Source organism: Pseudomonas sp. Q1 (genome assembly GCF_009935975.1).
In the GTDB taxonomy this organism is placed as follows: domain Bacteria; phylum Pseudomonadota; class Gammaproteobacteria; order Pseudomonadales; family Pseudomonadaceae; genus Aquipseudomonas; species Aquipseudomonas palleroniana.
Map to the genome: position 1 here is coordinate 486,671 of NZ_QODI01000001.1, position 18,580 is coordinate 505,250.

13 protein-coding genes, 2 tRNA genes and 2 pseudogenes are annotated in these 18,580 nt (G+C 60.6%); 15 read left to right on the forward strand and 2 right to left on the reverse strand.

Features of this window, described 5'->3' with window-relative positions:
* The first annotated feature begins 39 nt into the window (after positions 1–39).
* The 13 genes and pseudogenes from DK870_RS02040 to DK870_RS29905 all read left to right on the forward strand — a co-directional run.
* A complete protein-coding gene (locus DK870_RS02040) occupies positions 40–900 on the forward strand; it encodes an NAD(P)H-hydrate dehydratase (protein ID WP_161547767.1) in 861 nt (286 codons plus the stop codon).
* Positions 888–1,358, forward strand: coding sequence for a tRNA (adenosine(37)-N6)-threonylcarbamoyltransferase complex ATPase subunit type 1 TsaE (gene tsaE / locus DK870_RS02045; RefSeq protein ID WP_090367145.1), 471 nt, complete (start codon positions 888–890; stop codon positions 1,356–1,358). Before DK870_RS02040 ends, tsaE begins: the two co-directional genes overlap by 13 nt.
* Before the next feature lie 15 nt (positions 1,359–1,373).
* Positions 1,374–2,795 carry an N-acetylmuramoyl-L-alanine amidase gene (locus DK870_RS02050; protein ID WP_104995358.1) on the forward strand — a complete coding sequence of 474 codons (1,422 nt, stop codon included), beginning with the start codon at positions 1,374–1,376 and terminating at the stop codon, positions 2,793–2,795.
* Positions 2,795–4,708 (forward strand): DNA mismatch repair endonuclease MutL, encoded by a 1,914-nt coding sequence (gene mutL, locus DK870_RS02055; RefSeq protein ID WP_060755106.1) that lies wholly within the window; start codon positions 2,795–2,797, stop codon positions 4,706–4,708. Before DK870_RS02050 ends, mutL begins: the two co-directional genes overlap by 1 nt.
* Positions 4,708–5,679 carry a tRNA (adenosine(37)-N6)-dimethylallyltransferase MiaA gene (gene miaA, locus DK870_RS02060; RefSeq protein WP_104995359.1) on the forward strand — a complete coding sequence of 324 codons (972 nt, stop codon included), beginning with the start codon at positions 4,708–4,710 and terminating at the stop codon, positions 5,677–5,679. Before mutL ends, miaA begins: the two co-directional genes overlap by 1 nt.
* A gap of 94 nt (positions 5,680–5,773) precedes the next feature.
* Positions 5,774–6,034: an RNA chaperone Hfq gene (gene hfq, locus DK870_RS02065; protein ID WP_003171355.1), complete on the forward strand. Its 261-nt coding sequence runs from the start codon at positions 5,774–5,776 to the stop codon at positions 6,032–6,034.
* Between the two features lie 12 nt (positions 6,035–6,046).
* A complete protein-coding gene (hflX, locus tag DK870_RS02070; RefSeq protein WP_090367139.1) occupies positions 6,047–7,348 on the forward strand; it encodes a ribosome rescue GTPase HflX in 1,302 nt (433 codons plus the stop codon).
* A gap of 96 nt (positions 7,349–7,444) precedes the next feature.
* A complete protein-coding gene (gene hflK, locus DK870_RS02075) occupies positions 7,445–8,620 on the forward strand; it encodes an FtsH protease activity modulator HflK (protein WP_090367136.1) in 1,176 nt (391 codons plus the stop codon).
* Complete coding sequence (hflC, locus tag DK870_RS02080; protein ID WP_060755102.1) at positions 8,620–9,486, forward strand: protease modulator HflC; 867 nt, start codon at positions 8,620–8,622, stop codon at positions 9,484–9,486. The genes hflK and hflC overlap by 1 nt, the downstream gene beginning before the upstream one ends.
* A 293-nt stretch (positions 9,487–9,779) precedes the next feature.
* On the forward strand, positions 9,780–10,967 hold the full coding sequence (locus tag DK870_RS02085) for an ATP phosphoribosyltransferase regulatory subunit (protein ID WP_060755101.1): 1,188 nt from the start codon (positions 9,780–9,782) through the stop codon (positions 10,965–10,967).
* A 54-nt stretch (positions 10,968–11,021) separates the two neighbouring features.
* Complete coding sequence (locus DK870_RS02090; RefSeq protein WP_161547768.1) at positions 11,022–12,311, forward strand: adenylosuccinate synthase; 1,290 nt, start codon at positions 11,022–11,024, stop codon at positions 12,309–12,311.
* A gap of 1,018 nt (positions 12,312–13,329) precedes the next feature.
* Positions 13,330–13,527 (forward strand): annotated as a pseudogene (locus DK870_RS29900) (HAMP domain-containing protein); the annotation flags it as partial.
* A 342-nt stretch (positions 13,528–13,869) separates the two neighbouring features.
* A pseudogene (locus DK870_RS29905) lies at positions 13,870–14,385 on the forward strand (methyl-accepting chemotaxis protein); the annotation flags it as partial.
* 125 nt (positions 14,386–14,510) lie between these two features.
* On the opposite strand, the gene DK870_RS02100 reads toward DK870_RS29905, so the two are convergent.
* Together DK870_RS02100 and DK870_RS02105 are read right to left on the reverse strand one after the other, a co-directional pair.
* A tRNA-Leu gene (locus tag DK870_RS02100) sits at positions 14,511–14,597 on the reverse strand.
* A gap of 153 nt (positions 14,598–14,750) precedes the next feature.
* Positions 14,751–14,837: transfer RNA gene (locus DK870_RS02105), tRNA-Leu, on the reverse strand.
* Positions 14,838–15,061: 224 nt separating this feature from the next.
* On the opposite strand from DK870_RS02105, the gene rnr reads away from it, so the two are divergent.
* Positions 15,062–17,692 carry a ribonuclease R gene (gene rnr / locus DK870_RS02110; protein ID WP_161547770.1) on the forward strand — a complete coding sequence of 877 codons (2,631 nt, stop codon included), beginning with the start codon at positions 15,062–15,064 and terminating at the stop codon, positions 17,690–17,692.
* A complete protein-coding gene (gene rlmB, locus DK870_RS02115; protein ID WP_161547771.1) occupies positions 17,689–18,444 on the forward strand; it encodes a 23S rRNA (guanosine(2251)-2'-O)-methyltransferase RlmB in 756 nt (251 codons plus the stop codon). The genes rnr and rlmB overlap by 4 nt, the downstream gene beginning before the upstream one ends.
* The last annotated feature ends 136 nt before the right edge of the window (positions 18,445–18,580 follow it).

The window sequence follows — 18,580 nt, forward strand, 5'->3', positions numbered from 1 at the left end:
ATGCGTATAATTCTGCCAGACATCGGAGCTTGAAGACGCATGCCGCAGACAAAACACGAAATAACCGACGTTCAGCCTTTGTTGCCCGGCCATTTGCCGCAACTGGCTGCGCGTCCTCCGCAGGCCCATAAAGGCTCGTTCGGCCACCTGCTGGTCATCGGCGGTGACCACGGCTTTGGCGGTGCTGCGCTGCTGAGTACCGAAAGCGCCTTGCGCAGTGGTGCCGGCATGGTGTCCCTGGCGACGCGGGCGGAGCATGTGCCGGCGGCGCTGGCGCGCTTGCCGGAGGTCATGACCGTCGGCGTCAGTTCGGCTAACCAATTGATGGGGTTGCTGGAAAAAATCTCGGTGATTGTCATTGGCCCTGGCCTGGGTGAGGCATCCTGGGGCAAAAGCCTGCTGTCGGCTGCCGCCAACGCCCGGCAGCCGCAAGTCTGGGATGCGGATGCGTTGAATCAACTGGCCAAGGGCGGTGTCAGTTTGCCGGTTGGCTCGGTCATCACCCCGCACCCTGGCGAAGCGGCGCGTTTGTTGGGGCTCACGACAGCCGAGGTTCAGGCCGAGCGTCTTAAGGTGGCGCGCGCTTTAAGCCAGAAATTCAATGCAGTCGTTATCCTCAAGGGTGCTGGCAGTTTGATTGCCAGCCCGGACGGTCGGGTTTCCCGCTGTGATCGTGGTCATCCGGCGATGGCCACGGCGGGGCTGGGTGATGTCCTGGCGGGCTTGGTCGGCGCCTTGCTGGCTCAAGGTATGCCGGCCTATGAGGCGGGCTGTCTGGCCGTGTGGCTGCACGCCGCGGCGGGAGAGCGCCAAGGTACCCTGGGTCGCGGGCTGGCTGCCAGTGACCTGATTCCTGCCATTCGTCAATTGCTGGAGGAGCAATCGCCGTGTCTGAAGTAACCCTGTTTCTGGCAGATGAAGACGCAATGGTCGCATTCGGCCATCGCATCGCCCAAGTGACGGCGGGCACCGGGCTGATTTTTCTTGAAGGTGACCTGGGGGCGGGCAAAACCACGCTCTCGCGCGGCATCATTCGTGGCTTGGGCCACACGGGCGCGGTTAAAAGCCCGACGTTCACACTGGTCGAGCCTTACGAAATTGGCCAGGTGCGAGCTTTCCATTTCGACCTTTATCGCCTGGTCGATCCCGAAGAGCTGGAGTACATGGGCATCCGGGATTATTTCGACGAAGACGCGTTGTGCCTGATCGAGTGGCCAGATAAAGGCACAGGCTTTTTGCCAAAGCCGGACCTGACCATTACCATTACGCCGCATGAATCAGGACGTCAGTTGAAGTTGTTGCCCCAAAGCGTGCGCGGCCAGTCCTGGTGCGCCGCTTTGGCATTGGAATTCAAATAATTGGTGGGGTTAGGTATGCGCTTTCGCGCGTTGGTTGCTGTCGTAGGGGTATTGCTTGCGGCAATGACTGTCAATGCTCTGGCTGCTTCGCAGGTGAAAAGTGTTCGCCTGTGGCGAGCGCCGGATAACACGCGACTGGTGTTCGACCTGTCTGGCCCGGTCCAGCACAGTGTCTTTACCCTGACGGCGCCCGATCGCCTGGTGATCGACATCAATGGCGCGTCCCTGGCCGCGCCGCTCAAGGTGTCCACCGCCAACACCCCGATTACCGCCATGCGCTCGGCCCAGCGTACGCCGACCGATCTGCGTGTGGTCATCGACCTGAAAAAGGCCGTGACCCCGAAAAGCTTCTCCCTGGCGCCGAATGCCCAGTACGGCAACCGGCTGGTGGTCGATCTGTTCGACAATGCCTCCGATGCCAACCCGACGCCCGTGCCGACCCCGAGTGTTGCCACGGTACCGGCCGTGCCGGTCAACCCGTCGCAGCCGCAGGTCAAGTTGCCGCCACCCCCACCGGCCCCGCCGGGCAAGCGTGACATTATTGTGGTGATCGATGCCGGCCATGGTGGCGAAGACCCGGGCGCATCCGGCTCGCGGGGCCAGCATGAAAAAGACGTAGTGTTGGCCATCGCCCGTGAGCTGCAGCGCCAGGTCAATGCGATGAAAGGCTATCGCGCCGAGCTGACCCGTACCGGTGACTACTTCATTCCATTGCGCGGCCGTACGGAAATCGCCCGCAAGAAAGGCGCCGACCTGTTTGTGTCGATCCACGCCGACGCCGCACCCTCGTCCGCCGCCTTCGGCGCCTCGGTGTTCGCCCTGTCCGATCGCGGCGCGACTTCCGAGACTGCCCGTTGGCTGGCCGACAGCGAAAACCGTTCCGACTTGATCGGCGGGGCCGGCAACGTGTCTCTGGATGACAAGGACAAAATGCTCGCCGGCGTGCTGCTCGACCTGTCGATGACTGCTTCGCTGACTTCCAGCCTGAATGTCGGCCAGAAAGTGCTGAGCAATATTGGCCGGGTCACTTCGCTGCACAAGCAGCGTGTCGAGCAGGCTGGGTTCATGGTGTTGAAGTCGCCGGATATCCCGTCGATCCTGGTGGAAACCGGCTTTATCTCCAATTCCAACGAAGCCTCCAAGCTGGCCAGTACCAGCCACCAGCAGGCGCTGGCGCGTTCGATCAGCGCCGGTATCCGCCAGTTCTTCCAGCAGAACCCGCCGCCGGGCACTTACATTGCCTGGCTGCGCGACTCCGGGAAAATCGCCCAGGGCCCGCGTGACCACCGCGTGCAGCCCGGCGACACCCTGGCCATGCTGGCCGTGCGCTTCCAGGTTTCGCCTGCCACGTTGCGCAGTGCTAATGGCCTGAAAACCGATGAATTGAAAGTCGGCCAGGTATTGACCATTCCCGGCACTGAATTGGCGGCGCAGTAATGAGCGAATCACAGTTGAACAGCGGCGCACGCATCGAACTGCTCAGCCCGCGCCTGGCCAACCAGATTGCCGCGGGCGAAGTGGTTGAGCGTCCGGCGTCGGTGATCAAGGAGCTGCTGGAGAACAGTATCGACTCTGGCGCCAAGCGTATCGATGTCGATGTGGAGCAGGGCGGCGTCAAGCTCCTGCGCGTGCGCGACGACGGTAGCGGCATCTCCTCCGATGACCTGCCGCTGGCTCTGGCGCGTCACGCCACCAGCAAGATTCGCGACCTGGAAGACCTTGAGCGGGTGATGAGCCTGGGTTTTCGCGGTGAGGCCTTGGCCTCCATCAGCTCCGTGGCCCGCCTGACCCTGACCTCGCGGACCCGTGGTGCCGACCAGGCCTGGCAGGTAGAAACCGAAGGCCGTGACATGGCGCCTCGAGTCCAGCCGGCTGCGCACCCGGTGGGCACTTCGGTGGAAGTGCGCGACTTGTTCTTCAATACCCCGGCGCGCCGCAAGTTCCTCAAGGCTGAAAAAACCGAATTCGATCACCTGCAGGAAGTCATCAAGCGCTTGGCGCTGGCCCGTTTCGACGTGGCTTTTCATCTGCGCCACAACGGCAAGACCATCCTCAGCCTGCATGAAGCCAATGACGACGCTGCCCGTGCACGGCGTGTGGCGGCTGTTTGCGGGTCGGGTTTCCTGGAGCAGGCACTGCCGATTGAGATCGAGCGCAACGGCTTGCGCCTGTGGGGTTGGGTCGGGTTGCCGACGTTCTCCCGTAGTCAGGCGGACCTGCAGTATTTCTTCGTGAATGGTCGTGCAGTACGCGATAAGTTAGTGGCCCATGCGGTGCGCCAGGCGTATCGCGACGTTCTGTTCAATGGGCGGCACCCCACGTTTGTGCTGTTTTTTGAGGTCGACCCGTCGGTGGTCGACGTCAACGTGCATCCGACCAAGCATGAAGTGCGTTTTCGTGACGGGCGCATGGTGCATGACTTCCTCTATGGCACGTTGCACCGTGCCTTGGGCGATGTGCGTCCGGATGATCAGTTGTCTGCGCCGATCGTGACGGCGGTGGTGCGGCCGAGCGGTCCGGAGGCCGGCGAGTTTGGTCCACAGGGCGAAATGAGCCTGGCGGCCAATTTGTTGCAATCGCCGCAGCCACAGCCGTCATACACCGCGCCGGGTTCCGGTTCGGGCGCGGGTTATCAGTACCAATACACGCCGCGTCCGCAGTCGACAGTGCCGGTGGCGGAGGCCAAGGCGGCCTATCGCGAGTTTTTTGCGCCATTGCCGGGTGCCGAGCCGGGCGCCGTTGCGTTGCCGGAGGGTGGGGGTGATATTCCACCGCTGGGTTATGCGTTGGCACAACTCAAAGGCATCTACATCCTGGCGGAAAACGCGCACGGCCTGGTGCTGGTCGATATGCATGCCGCCCATGAGCGGATCATGTACGAGCGCTTGAAGATCGCCATGGCCAGCGAAGGTCTCAGCGGTCAGCCGCTGTTGGTGCCCGAATCCCTGGCGGTCAGCCAGCGGGAAGCCGATTGCGCCGAAGAGCATCACGGCGTGTTCCAGAAACTGGGCTTCGAATTGCAGCGCCTTGGGCCGGAAACCCTGGCGATCCGCCAGATTCCTGCGCTGCTCAAGCAGGCTGAAGCCAACCGCCTGGTCGCTGATGTGCTGGCGGACCTGATGGAGTACGGCACCAGCGATCGTATCCAGGCGCACATCAATGAGCTGCTTGGCACCATGGCCTGTCATGGCGCCATCCGCGCCAATCGCCGCCTGGCCCTGCCGGAAATGAACGGGCTGCTGCGCGACATGGAAAACACCGAGCGCAGCGGGCAATGCAACCATGGTCGACCGACCTGGACCCAGATGGGCCTGGACGATCTGGACAAACTGTTCCTGCGCGGCCGTTGATGAGTGCCTTGCCCCCCGCCATCTTCCTGATGGGCCCCACGGCCGCCGGCAAGACCGACCTGGCCATCGAGCTGACCAAAGTGTTGCCGTGCGAGCTGATCAGTGTCGACTCTGCCCTGGTTTACCGGGACATGGACATCGGTACGGCCAAGCCCTCAAAAGCGCTATTGGCCCAATATCCGCACCGGTTGATCGACATTATCGACCCGGCCGAAAGCTATTCTGCGGCGGATTTCCGTACCGACGCTCTGGCTGCCATGGCTGAGATCACCGCGCGGGGCAATATTCCGCTGCTGGTGGGCGGTACGATGCTCTACTACAAGGCTTTGCAGGAAGGCCTGGCGGATATGCCGCCGGCTGATGCCCAGGTGCGCGCCGAGCTTGAAGAGGAGGCTGCACGCCTTGGTTGGCAAGCGCTGCACGATCAGTTGGCGGCGGTTGACCCGGTCTCTGCCGCGCGCATTCACCCCAATGACCCCCAGCGCCTCACGCGCGCCCTGGAAGTCTGGCGTGTGAGCGGCCAGACCATGACTGAACACAGGCTGAAACAAACTGCGCAAAGTGCTGATGCAGACGCATCTGGACAGTCACAATTGCCCTATACTGTGGCGAATCTGGCGATTGCTCCGGCAAATCGCCAGGTGCTGCATGAACGAATTGCACAAAGATTCACAATTATGTTGGAACAGGGGTTTGTGGACGAGGTCGTAGCACTGCGTTCAAGAGGTGACCTGCATCCCGGGCTACCTTCCATACGTGCTGTAGGCTATCGCCAAGTCTGGGATCACCTGGATGGCAAGCTGACGTGGGCCGAAATGCAGGAGCGCGGCATCATCGCCACGCGCCAATTGGCCAAACGCCAGTTCACCTGGCTGCGCAGCTGGAGCGATTTGCACTGGTTGGACAGCCTGGACAGCGACAATCTGTCACGCGCCTTGAAATACTTGGGAACGGTCTCCATATTGAGCTGAGTCCTTGCAATTGCCGTCTATCCTTGGGGGTGTGACGGCCATAAGCTATCTATTTTCCGCTTTTTTATTATTGATCCTTATAGGAGTGCGACACATGTCAAAAGGGCATTCGCTACAAGACCCTTACTTGAATACTTTACGTAAAGAGAAAGTGGGGGTTTCCATCTACCTGGTGAACGGTATCAAACTGCAAGGTACGATCGAATCGTTCGACCAGTTCGTGATCCTGCTGAAGAACACCGTCAGCCAGATGGTTTACAAGCACGCTATCTCGACAGTTGTTCCAGTTCGTCCAATCCGTCTGCCTAGCGCAGCAGGTGACGATGCAGCTGACGCTGAGCCAGGTAACGCCTGATAGGAGTCTCCTTTGTTCTTTGAGCGCCACGGTGGTGGTGAGCGAGTCATTCTCGTTCACTTGGATGGACAGGACCCTGAGGCGCGCGAAGATCCGCAGGAGTTTCAGGAGTTGGCAAATTCGGCCGGCGCCGAGACCGTTGCGTTTTTTAACGTGCCGCGTCATCGGCCAACCGCCAAATTCCTGATTGGCAGCGGCAAGGTCGAGGAACTGCGTGACCTGGTGCACGCCGAAGAAGCCGATCTGGTGATCTTCAATCACGTCCTCACACCCAGTCAGGAACGTAACCTCGAACGTGTCTTCGAGTGTCGCGTGATCGACCGTACCGGTCTGATTCTCGATATCTTCGCCCAGCGCGCCCGTACCCATGAAGGCAAGCTCCAGGTTGAACTGGCCCAGCTTGACCACATGAGCACCCGGCTGGTTCGCGGCTGGACTCACCTTGAACGCCAGGGTGGTGGTATCGGTATGCGCGGCCCGGGTGAAACCCAGCTTGAAACCGACCGACGCCTGTTGCGGGTTCGCCTGCGTCAGATCAAGGGCCGCCTGGAAAAAGTGCGTAGCCAACGCGAACAGTCACGCCGTGGTCGTTCCCGTGCGGATATTCCTACCGTTTCCCTGGTGGGCTACACCAACGCCGGTAAATCCACGCTGTTCAATAACGTGACGAAGTCCGACGTATACGCGGCCGACCAACTGTTCGCCACGCTCGACCCGACCTTGCGCCGTCTGGACCTGGATGACCTGGGGCCGATTGTCCTGGCGGATACGGTGGGCTTTATTCGTCATTTGCCCCACAAGCTGGTCGAAGCGTTTCGGTCTACGCTCGAAGAGTCGAGCAACTCGGATCTGTTGTTGCACGTGATCGATGCGGCCGAACCGGATCGCATGTTGCAGATTGAACAGGTGATGTTGGTGCTGGGCGAGATTGGTGCACAGGACTTGCCGATCCTCGAGGTCTATAACAAACTCGATTTGCTTGAAGGCGTAGAGCCACAAATTCAACGCGATGAGAACGGCAAGCCCCAGCGGGTATGGCTGTCAGCGCGTGATGGCAGTGGTTTGGAATTACTCGAACAAGCCATTGCCGAGCTGTTGGGCAGCGATTTGTTTATCGGCACCTTGCGCTTGCCGCAGCGTTTTGCTCGACTGCGTGCACAGTTTTTCGAGTTGGGCGCAGTGCAGAAAGAAGAACATGACGACGAAGGTGTCAGCTTGCTGGCCGTTCGATTGCCGCGCTCGGAACTGAATCGGCTGGTCAGCCGTGAAGGCGTCGTACCGGCGGAGTTCATCGAACAACACACTTTGCAATAAAAGCCTGAGAAAGCGGTTGTGTCGCAGTAGCAGGCATTCTGTAGCATTGGTCGGCGCGCCGTGGGCGCGTCTTTGCTTTATCAGATGGAGAGCGCTATGGCTTGGAATGAGCCGGGTGGCAACTCGAATAATCAGGATCCTTGGGGTGGTAAGCGCCGCAATAATGGCGACCGCAAGGGGCCGCCGGATCTCGACGAGGCCTTCCGAAAGCTGCAGGAAAGCCTGAATGGGTTGTTCGGTGGTGGGAAAAAAAGTGGTGGTGACGACGGCGGTCGCACAAGCAAGGGTGGCGGCTATGGCCTGCTGGGCCTGGGTCTTGTCGTGCTGGCGGCCGTATGGCTGTACAGCGCGGTCTACGTAGTCGACGAGCAGGAGCAGGCTGTCGTGCTGCGCTTCGGCAAGTACTACGAGACGGTAGGGCCGGGCCTGAATATCTACTTCCCGCCGATCGACAAGAAGTACATGGAGAACGTCACGCGTGAGCGTGCCTACACCAAGCAGGGCCAGATGCTGACCGAAGACGAGAACATCGTCGAAGTGCCGCTGACCGTGCAGTACAAGATCAGCAACCTGCAGGACTTCGTGCTGAACGTCGACCAGCCTGAGATCAGCCTGCAGCACGCAACCGAAAGCGCCCTGCGCCATGTGGTGGGGTCCACTGCGATGGACCAGGTGCTGACCGAAGGGCGTGAGTTGATGGCCAGCGAAATCAAGGAGCGCCTGCAACGGTTCCTCGATACCTATCGCACCGGTATCACCGTCACTCAGGTGAACGTGCAGAGCGCAGCGGCACCGCGTGAAGTGCAGGAAGCCTTTGACGACGTGATCCGCGCCCGTGAAGACGAGCAGCGTTCGCGCAACCAGGCTGAAACCTATGCCAACGGCGTCGTGCCGGAAGCCCGTGGTCAGGCCCAGCGTATCCTTGAGGATGCCAACGGTTACCGTGACGAAGTGGTTTCCCGCGCCAAGGGTGAGGCAGATCGCTTTACCAAGCTGGTTGCCGAGTACCGCAAGGCTCCGGAAGTCACGCGTGAGCGTTTGTACCTGGACACCATGCAGGAAGTCTTCAGCAACACCAGCAAGGTTCTCGTGACCGGCAACAAAGGTGGGCAGAACAACCTGTTGTACCTGCCGCTGGACAAGATGATCGAAGGTGGCCGTAGCGGCACCAACGCGCCGTCTACCGGTTCGACGGCTGCTGCCAACGAAGCGAGCGCCCGTTCGGCCGCTGACTTGCTGCAACAGCAAACACGTACCAGGGAGAGTCGTTGATGAGCAATAAATCGCTGACCGCCCTGATTGTGGGCGTCGTCGTGGTCATCGCTGCCTGGAACTGCTTCTACATCGTGTCTCAGACCGAGCGTGCGGTGTTGCTGCAATTCGGTCGCGTGGTGCAGGCGGACGTCCAGCCAGGCCTGCATGTGAAGGTTCCTTACGTCAACCAGGTGCGCAAGTTCGACGCCCGCCTGATGACCCTGGATGCACCGACGCAACGCTTCCTGACCCTGGAAAAGAAAGCCGTGATGGTTGACGCCTATGCCAAGTGGCGCGTCAAGGATGCCGAGCGTTTCTACACTGCGACCTCCGGCCTCAAGCAGATTGCCGACGAGCGTTTGTCGCGCCGCCTGGAATCGGGCCTGCGTGACCAGTTTGGTAAGCGCACCCTGCACGAGGTGGTGTCCGGTGAACGTGATGCGCTGATGGCTGATATCACGCGCTCGTTGAACACGATGGCGGAAAAAGAGCTGGGCATTGAAGTGATCGATGTTCGGGTCAAGGCCATCGATCTGCCGAAGGAAGTGAACCGCAGCGTGTTCGAGCGCATGAGCACCGAGCGTGAGCGTGAAGCCCGCGAGCACCGTGCCAAGGGTAACGAGTTGGCCGAAGGTATCCGTGCGGATGCCGACCGTCAGCGCCGTGTACTGTTGGCGGAAGCCTATCGCGAGTCTGAAGAGGCCCGTGGTGATGGCGACGCTCAAGCCGCGGCGATCTACGCCAAGGCCTATGGGCAGGACCAGGAGTTCTACGCGTTCTACCGTAGCCTGCGTGCCTACCGTGAAAGCTTCGCAAACAAAACCGACGTCATGGTGCTGGACCCAAGTAGCGAGTTCTTCCGCTACCTGGAAAAAGCCAAGTAATCAGCGCGTTGCTGTGTAGGACTTACTCCGTCGGGCGGCTAAAACGCCTGGCGGGGTGATCCTTTCAGAAAACGGGTGTATGATGCGGCAGCCGGGAAATTCCCGGCTTTTTTGCGTCTGCATGTTTGATTCGGCAGGCGTGACAGGTTTTTCGAGGAAAGTGCCCGACGAGGCCGCTGGCAGGCCGATCGTCACGTCGCTCTTGCGCGTGGTTTATGCAGGCGGCGGGTATTTTCTGCTTCACTCAAGGCTCGGCCGAGGGCTGGCCGCCCGGATCATAGGGGAATGGCGTAATGGCAACGGTAGACCGCTGGCTGCTGCCAGATGGCATCGAAGAAGTACTGCCACCGGAAGCTGCGCGCATTGAAGTAGCGCGTCGCCAGGTGTTGGATCTGTTCCAGAGCTGGGGTTACGAGTTTGTCGTCACCCCTCATATCGAGTACCTGGAATCCCTGCTGACCGGCGCGGGCCAGGACCTGGATTTGCGCACCTTCAAGGTCATCGACCCGCAATCAGGCCGGCAAATGGGTTTCCGTGCCGACATCACGCCGCAAGTGGCGCGTATCGATGCGCACACCCTGCGTCGCGAAGGCCCGAGCCGTCTGTGTTACGCCGGTAGCGTGCTGCACGCGCAGCCTCGTGCCTTGTCGTCTTCCCGCAGCCCGATCCAGCTGGGTGCCGAGTTGTACGGCGATGCCAGTCCAAGCAGCGACGTTGAAGTGATCAGCTTGATGCTGGCCATGCTGCAACTGGCTGATGTGCCGGATGTCCACATGGACCTGGGGCATGTCGGTATCTACCGGGGCCTGGCCCGTGCGGCCGGTTTGTCCGGTGAAGTGGAACAACAGTTGTTCGATGCCCTGCAACGCAAGGCTATCGATGAAGTCATTGCCCTGACCGCTGGCGTGCCTGCCGACCTGGCCGACATGCTGCGTGCGCTGGTGAACCTGTGCGGTGGCCGTGAAGTGCTGGTGGCTGCGCGTGAGCGCCTGGCCAATGCGCCGGCGCCCGTACTGGCTGCACTGGACGACGTGCTGGCAATTGCCGAGCAGTTGTCGGCGCGCTTCCCGCAGTTGCCGCTGTACTTCGACCTGGGTGAATTGCGCGGCTACCACTACCACACCGGTGTAGTGTTCGCCGTATTTGTCCCGGGTGTTGGCCAGGCCATCGCCCAGGGCGGTCGTTATGACGACATTGGCGCCGACTTCGGTCGAGCCCGCCCGGCGACTGGCTTTTCCACCGATTTGAAAACCCTGGTGACCCTGGGGCGTGCTGAGGTCGAGCTGCCGTCTGGTGGCATCTGGATGCCCGACAGTACGGACGCAGCACTCTGGCAGCAGGTTTGCCAGTTGCGCGGTGAGGGTCAGCGTGTCGTCCAGGCGTTGCCTGGGCAGCCATTGGCCGCCGCCCGTGAAGCGGACTGTGACCGGCAATTGATTCTGCAGAACGGGCTTTGGCAAGTATCGCCACTGGCTTCTTGAGTTTTCCTGCCGGCTATTGCCGGCACCAAGTTTGCGCGAATGAGGACAAGTGTTATGGGTAAGAATGTCGTAGTCCTGGGCACCCAGTGGGGTGATGAGGGCAAAGGCAAGATCGTTGATCTGCTGACCGAACATGCTGCCGCCGTAGTGCGCTACCAAGGTGGCCACAACGCTGGCCACACTCTGGTCATCGATGGCGAAAAAACCGTCTTGCACCTGATCCCGTCGGGCGTGCTGCGCGAAGGCGTGCAGTGCCTGATCGGCAACGGTGTGGTGGTTGCACCTGACGCCTTGCTGCGTGAGATCACCAAGCTGGAAGAGAAAGGCGTACCGGTGCGCGAGCGCCTGCGTATCAGCCCGTCCTGCCCGCTGATCCTGTCCTTCCATGTTGCGTTGGACCAGGCTCGTGAAAAGGCGCGTGGCGAGCTGAAGATCGGTACCACCGGTCGCGGTATCGGCCCGGCCTATGAAGACAAGGTCGCACGCCGTGGCCTGCGTGTGGGCGACCTGCTCAACATGCCGCGCTTTAAAGACAAGCTGCGTGAGCTGGTGGATTACCACAACTTCATGCTGGTGGGTTACTACAAAGAGCCGGCGATCGAGTTCGACAAGACCCTGGCTGAGTGCAAGGAATACGCCGAGCTGCTCAAGCCGTTGATGCTGGACGTGACTGCCGAGCTGCACGAGCTGCGTCGCGCCGGTAAAGACATCATGTTCGAAGGCGCCCAGGGTTCGCTGCTGGACATCGACCACGGTACCTATCCGTACGTGACCAGTTCCAACACCACCGCAGGTGGCGTTGCAACGGGTTCGGGCGTGGGGCCTATGTTCCTGGACTACATCCTGGGCATCACCAAGGCCTACACCACGCGTGTCGGTTCGGGTCCGTTCCCGACTGAGCTGTTCGACGAAGTCGGTGCACACCTGGCCAAGCAAGGTCACGAGTTCGGTGCGACCACCGGGCGTGCCCGTCGTTGCGGCTGGTTCGATGCCGTTATCCTGCGTCGCGCTATCGACGTGAACAGCATCTCGGGCATCTGCCTGACCAAGCTGGACGTACTCGATGGTCTGGAAACCATCAATATCTGCGTTGGCTACAAAGATGCAGATGGCAATAGCGTTGCCCCGACTGACGCCGACAGCTATGTGGGCCTGCAGCCGGTGTACGAAGAAGTGCCGGGCTGGACCGAATCGACCGTGGGTGCCAAGACCCTGGAAGAGCTGCCGGCCAATGCCCGCGCTTACATCAAGCGCGTGGAAGAGCTGATTGGCGCACCGATCGACATTATTTCGACGGGCCCTGACCGCAACGAAACCATCGTTCTGCGTCATCCGTTCGCTTAATAAGCTGTTGATGTAAAAAGCAAAGGGCTCCTTCGGGAGCCCTTTGTCGTTTGTGACGGGCGAACGGCACGGCCCTTGCTTCGCTTCTTCCTTTCGCGGCGCCATCAGATTAATGGCACCCAGGGTGGAGGGATTCTCGATGTCTGCCGTTCTCTCATTGTTACAAAGCCGTCTGTTGCGGCCGGTGTTCGTTACTCTTGGTATCGCTCTTTTGGTGCAAGTGCTGGTGGCCGTCGCTCTGACGCGGAGCACCGTCACTGCGCTTGAGGCTGATTTGGGCAATCGGCTGGGGGTCGATAGCCAGAAGCTGTCTGGCGAGTTGGCCCAGGCCGGTAAGGAAGTCACGTCCAGCCTGGACAGCTTGTCGACCAATACCCGTCAGCGCCTGACAGTGGGGCTTTCAACCCGACTGCAGGAAGAGCAGAAGCAACTGCGTGCGACCCTGGAAAAAGACCTGAAGGACTCCGCCAATGACATGGCGCAACTGCTGGCCTCGGTGGCGCCCCGCGCCATGTGGGACAGTGACGTGCCGACGCTGTCGGAGTTCGCCCGGCGTGCCCAGCGCAATCCCAACGTACTGTTCGTGGTCTATGACGACGCGGCGGGCGAGCATTTGACCCGCTACCTCAATCGCGAAAACCCGATCAACCAGGCGCTGCTGGAAAAGGGCAGGGGTGAGCGCGCGCTGGATAAAGTGCTGGATGCGGCGAAAGATGATCCGTCAGTGTTCTATGTCGAAGCGTCCATCAGCCCCAACGGTGTGGAAATCGGCAAGGTGCGCATGGGGGTTTCCACCGCTGCAGTGGAGGCGGATCTGGCTGCGCTGGATAAGCGCTTCGCAGCCCTGATCGCCAGTGGCGACCAGTTGGTGGGCGACAGTCTCAAGGGGGCGGCGGCTGACAGCGCTGCCGCCATGGGGGCCCGCTTGCAATCCGCGCAAGCCACGGCCACCCAGATGAGCGCCAACACCGCCAGCGTTGTGCAGGACGCCGCCGGCACCTTGCGCTGGCGCATCGGCATGGGCTTGGCGCTGGTTGGTTTCGGCGTGTTGCTGCTGATCGCTATCGTGCTGGGGCGTCGTGTGGTCAATCGCTTGAAGTTGCTGATTGCGGCCATGGATGACTTGGCGGCGGGCGAGGGGGATCTTACCAAACGTGTGCAAATCAATAGCCAGGACGAAATCGGCGCCATGGCCTCGGCGGTCAATCGCTTTGTCGACAAGTTGCAGCCGATTGTGCGCGAGGCGGGCGATGTGGCTCAGCGAACCGGCGTGGAAATCGGAGCCATGACCCAGCGCAATGCCGGTGCTGATGCGGCGGCTGGTTTGCAGCGCGACGAAGTGGCCGAGAGCTTGCGCGCGCTGTCGCAGATGGCGGATGAGGCTCAGGCCGAAAGCCATGCGATGCAGGCAGCGTTGCAGCAGGTAGTGGATATTCGTCAGGCCACGGATGAGAACTCGCGGACTTCCGCGCAAGTCGGTAACTTGATCGAGGCCTTGGCGGGGCAAGTGCAGGCCGGTTCCCAGGTGATCGAGCGGTTGGCGCAGCAGAGTGAGCAGATCGAGGTGGTACTGACGGTGATCCACGGGATTGCCGAGCAGACCAACCTGTTGGCGCTCAACGCCGCAATCGAGGCGGCGCGGGCCGGAGAGACCGGACGCGGCTTTGCGGTCGTGGCAGATGAGGTGCGGGCATTGGCCAGTAAAACCCAAAGCTCCACCGGTGACATCCAGGCCCATATCGTGGCGTTGCAGCAGGGCGCGCGTGAGGCGGTGGAAACCATCGGCAAGGCAGGGCGCCAGGCCAGCGAGGGGCTGCTGGTGTTGCGCGACAGTGTGCGCTTGCAGCAGACCGTACAGGTGTCGGTTGAGCAGGTGCATGCGGCGATCGGTTTGGCGACGCGTGCGGCCGAGCACCAGGCCCAGGGTGCTCATGCGGTACGGGGGCGGGTCGAGGTGATCCATGCGCAGGCGGAGCGTGCCGCGCAGGCAGTGGTAGAAACCACCGCCAGCGGCAAGGTGCTGGACGGGTTGGCGGCGCAATTGAAGGCGAGCCTGGGGCAGTTCCGGGCCTAGTGGCTCAGGTGCATCCGGGGGTGTCAGCGCAGATGCTGGCACCCCGGCACTGGAGAATGAGCTGTTGGGAATATTTTCGAACGTCAGAAACGAAAAAACCCGCTTTCGCGGGTTTGATCTGAATTTGGTGCCCAGGAGAAGACTCGAACTTCCACGACCGTAAGGTCACCAGCACCTGAAGCTGGCGTGTCTACCAATTTCACCACCTGGGCATTATCAGCAGCGCTTGCGCTGTTGATGGAGCGAACTATACGGAGGGCTTTTTGATCTGTAAACCCCTGATAACAAAAATATAAATCAATATTCCCGTTAAAAATCAAAGGCCTGAAACGAAAAAACCCGCTTTCGCGGGTTTGATCTGAATTTGGTGCCCAGGAGAAGACTCGAACTTCCACGACCTTGCGATCACCAGCACCTGAAGCTGGCGTGTCTACCAATTTCACCACCTGGGCAGCATCAACAACGTTGCCGTCGTCGATGGCGCGCACTATACGGAGCGATTTTTTGGCTGTAAACCCCTGCGATGAAAAAAACCTGGAAAATTTCGCCAATGGTCGTGCAAGGTAGCCGTCAGGGGCTGCAAAAGGCTTTTAAACGCTTGTTGAAACCTGAAATTTCCCGTTTCAATACGCGTATGCCAAACTAACCCTCATATAGACAAGGTGAAAACTCTCTAATGGCCGATTGGCAGTCCCTCGATCCCGAGGCCGCTCGTGAAGCGGAAAAATATGAAAACCCTATTCCTAGCCGCGAACTGATCCTGGCGCATCTCGCCGATCGGGGTTCGCCTGCTAGCCGCGAGCAATTGGTTGAAGAGTTCGGTCTGACCACCGAAGACCAACTCGAAGCGCTGCGCCGCCGCCTGCGTGCCATGGAGCGCGACGCACAACTGATCTACACCCGCCGTGGTACTTACGCGCCGGTGGACAAGCTCGACCTGATCCTGGGCCGTATTGCCGGCCACCGTGACGGTTTCGGCTTTCTGATCCCGGATGACGGCAGCGACGACCTGTTCATGAGCCCGGCGCAAATGCGTCTGGTATTCGATGGCGACCGTGCCCTGGCGCGCGTGTCCGGCCTGGACCGTCGCGGTCGCCGTGAAGGCGTGATCGTCGAGGTCGTATCGCGTGCCCACGAGTCCATCGTCGGCCGTTATTTCGAAGAAGGCGGTATCGGCTTCGTTGTACCGGATAACCCGAAGGTTCAGCAGGAAGTGCTGATTACCCCCGGCCGCAATGGCGCCGCCAAGGTCGGTCAGTTCGTTGAGGTGAAAATCACCCACTGGCCAACGGCGCGCTTCCAGCCACAGGGCGATATCGTTGAAGTGGTCGGCAACTACATGGCGCCGGGCATGGAAATCGATGTCGCGCTGCGTACCTACGATATTCCTCACGTCTGGCCTGAGGCTGTGCTCAAGGAAGCCGGCAAGCTCAAGCCTGAAGTGGAAGAAAAGGACAAAGAGAAACGCATCGATCTGCGCCATCTGCCGTTCGTCACCATCGACGGCGAAGATGCCCGCGACTTCGACGATGCGGTCTACTGCGAAGCCAAGCCCGGCAAGCTGCGTCTGTTCTCCGGCGGCTGGAAGTTGTACGTGGCGATTGCCGACGTATCCAGCTATGTGAAGATCGGCTCGGCGCTGGACAATGAAGCCCAGGTACGCGGCAACTCGGTTTACTTCCCCGAGCGCGTGATCCCGATGCTGCCTGAGCAGCTGTCCAACGGCCTGTGCTCGCTGAATCCGAAAGTCGACCGTTTGGCCATGGTGTGCGAGATGACTATCTCGAAAACCGGCGAAATGACCGATTACCAGTTCTACGAAGCGGTGATCCATTCCCAGGCGCGCCTGACCTACAACAAGGTCAGCACCATCCTGGAAACACCGAAGACCAGCGAAGCCAAGGCCCTGCGTGCCGAATACGCTGGCGTGGTGCCGCACCTCAAGCAGCTGTATGCGCTGTACAAGGTGTTGCTGGGTGCACGTCATACCCGTGGCGCGATCGATTTTGAAACCCAGGAAACCCGGATTGTCTTCGGTTCCGAGCGCAAGATCGCCGCAATCACCCCGACCACGCGTAACGATGCGCACAAGCTGATCGAGGAATGCATGCTGGCGGCCAACGTGGCCACCGCCGAATTCCTGAAAAAGCATGAAATCCCTGCGCTGTACCGTGTGCACGATGGCCCGCCACCTGAGCGACTGGAAAAACTGCGCGCGTTCCTCGGTGAGCTAGGCCTGTCCCTGCATAAAGGCAAGGACGGCCCGACGCCGAAGGATTACCAGGCTTTGTTGGCCGGCATCAAAGATCGTCCGGATTACCATGTGATCCAGACCGTCATGCTGCGCTCGCTGAGTCAGGCGGTGTACAGCGCCGACAACCAGGGGCACTTCGGTCTGAATTACGAGGCGTACACCCACTTCACCTCGCCGATCCGCCGTTACCCGGACCTGCTGACGCACCGGGCGATCCGCAGCGTGATCCACTCCAAGCAGAACACTCCGCACGTCAAGCGCGCCGGTGCGATGACCATTCCGAAGGCGCGCATCTATCCGTACGACGAAGCGGCCCTGGAACAGTTGGGCGAGCAGTGCTCCATGAGCGAGCGTCGTGCCGATGAAGCGACCCGCGACGTGGTGAACTGGCTCAAGTGCGAGTTCATGAAGGATCGCGTGGGCGAGTCGTTCCCTGGCGTGATCACGGCCGTGACCGGTTTTGGTTTGTTCGTCGAGCTGACCGACATCTACGTCGAGGGCCTGGTGCACGTGACCGCCTTGCCAGGTGACTACTATCACTTCGATCCTGTGCATCACCGCCTGGCGGGTGAGCGTACCGGTCGCAGTTTCCGTCTGGGCGACACCGTGGAAGTGCAGGTCATGCGCGTTGATCTCGACGAGCGCAAGATCGACTTCGGCATGTCTGACAAACCCGCCGAATCACCGGGCAGTCGCAAAAAACGTGGGGGTGATACCCCGGCGCCAGCCTCCAAAGGCAAAAGTGCTCCTGCGAAAGCCGCCGAGCCTGAGTCCGCCAAGGCCGGCCGTCGTTCTTCCAGCAAGGACAAGGTCTCCGAAGCCTACCGCCCAAGCGATGCCGCGGCTAAAAACGCTGAGGTACGCAAGAGTCGCGAGTTGAAGCAGCAGTTGCTCAACGAAGCCAAAAGCGGTGGTAAACCGGCGTCGGGCGGTAAGTCGCGTGGGCCGGAAAGCTCGTCGAGCAAGACCAGTAAACATCGTAAAGGCCCGTCCAAGACGGGTTCGGCTCCTGCAAAGAGCAGTGGGTCGCGCAAACCTAAGGCCAAGTCATGAGTCTGGAAAAAATCTACGGCGTGCACGCCGTAGAAGCACTGCTGCGTCACCATCCCAAGCGCGTCAAACAAGTGTGGCTGGCGGAAGGCCGCAGTGAGCCGCGTGTGCAAACGCTGGTCGAGTTGGCCAACGAAAACCGCGTCGCCATCGGCCAGGCTGAGCGTCGTGAGATGGATGCGTGGGTGGAAGGTGTGCACCAGGGTGTGGTCGCGGACGTCAGTCCGAGCCAGGTCTGGGGCGAAGCGATGCTGGATGAACTGCTCGACCGCACCGAAGGTGCGCCGCTGCTGCTGGTGCTGGACGGCGTGACCGACCCGCACAACCTCGGCGCTTGCCTGCGCTCGGCAGATGCCGCCGGTGCGCTGGCGGTGATCGTGCCTAAGGACAAGTCGGCTACCTTGACGCCGGTCGTGCGTAAAGTCGCCTGTGGCGCGGCGGAAGTTATTCCGCTGGTGGCCGTGACCAACCTGGCGCGTACCCTGGAAAAACTCCAGCAGCGTGGCCTGTGGGTGGTGGGTACGGCAGGGGAGGCCGAGGTCAGTATTTATGACCAGGACCTCACCGGCCCGACCATCTTGATCATGGGCGCCGAAGGCAAGGGCATGCGCCGCCTGACCCGTGAGCATTGCGATTACCTGGTGCATTTGCCGATGGCCGGTAGCGTCAGCAGTCTTAACGTGTCGGTCGCGACGGGTGTGTGCCTGTTCGAGGCCCAGCGTCAGCGTGGCGCGAAGGCTAAAACCAAGAAGTAATCTCGAGCCGGGCCTGGATCCAAACTGTGGGAGGGGGCTTGCTCCCGATAGCGGTGTGACAGTCGCCAGATGCAGTGACTGATACTCTGTCATCGGGAGCAAGCCCCCTCCCACAGTTATTCTGGGGTGTATGGAA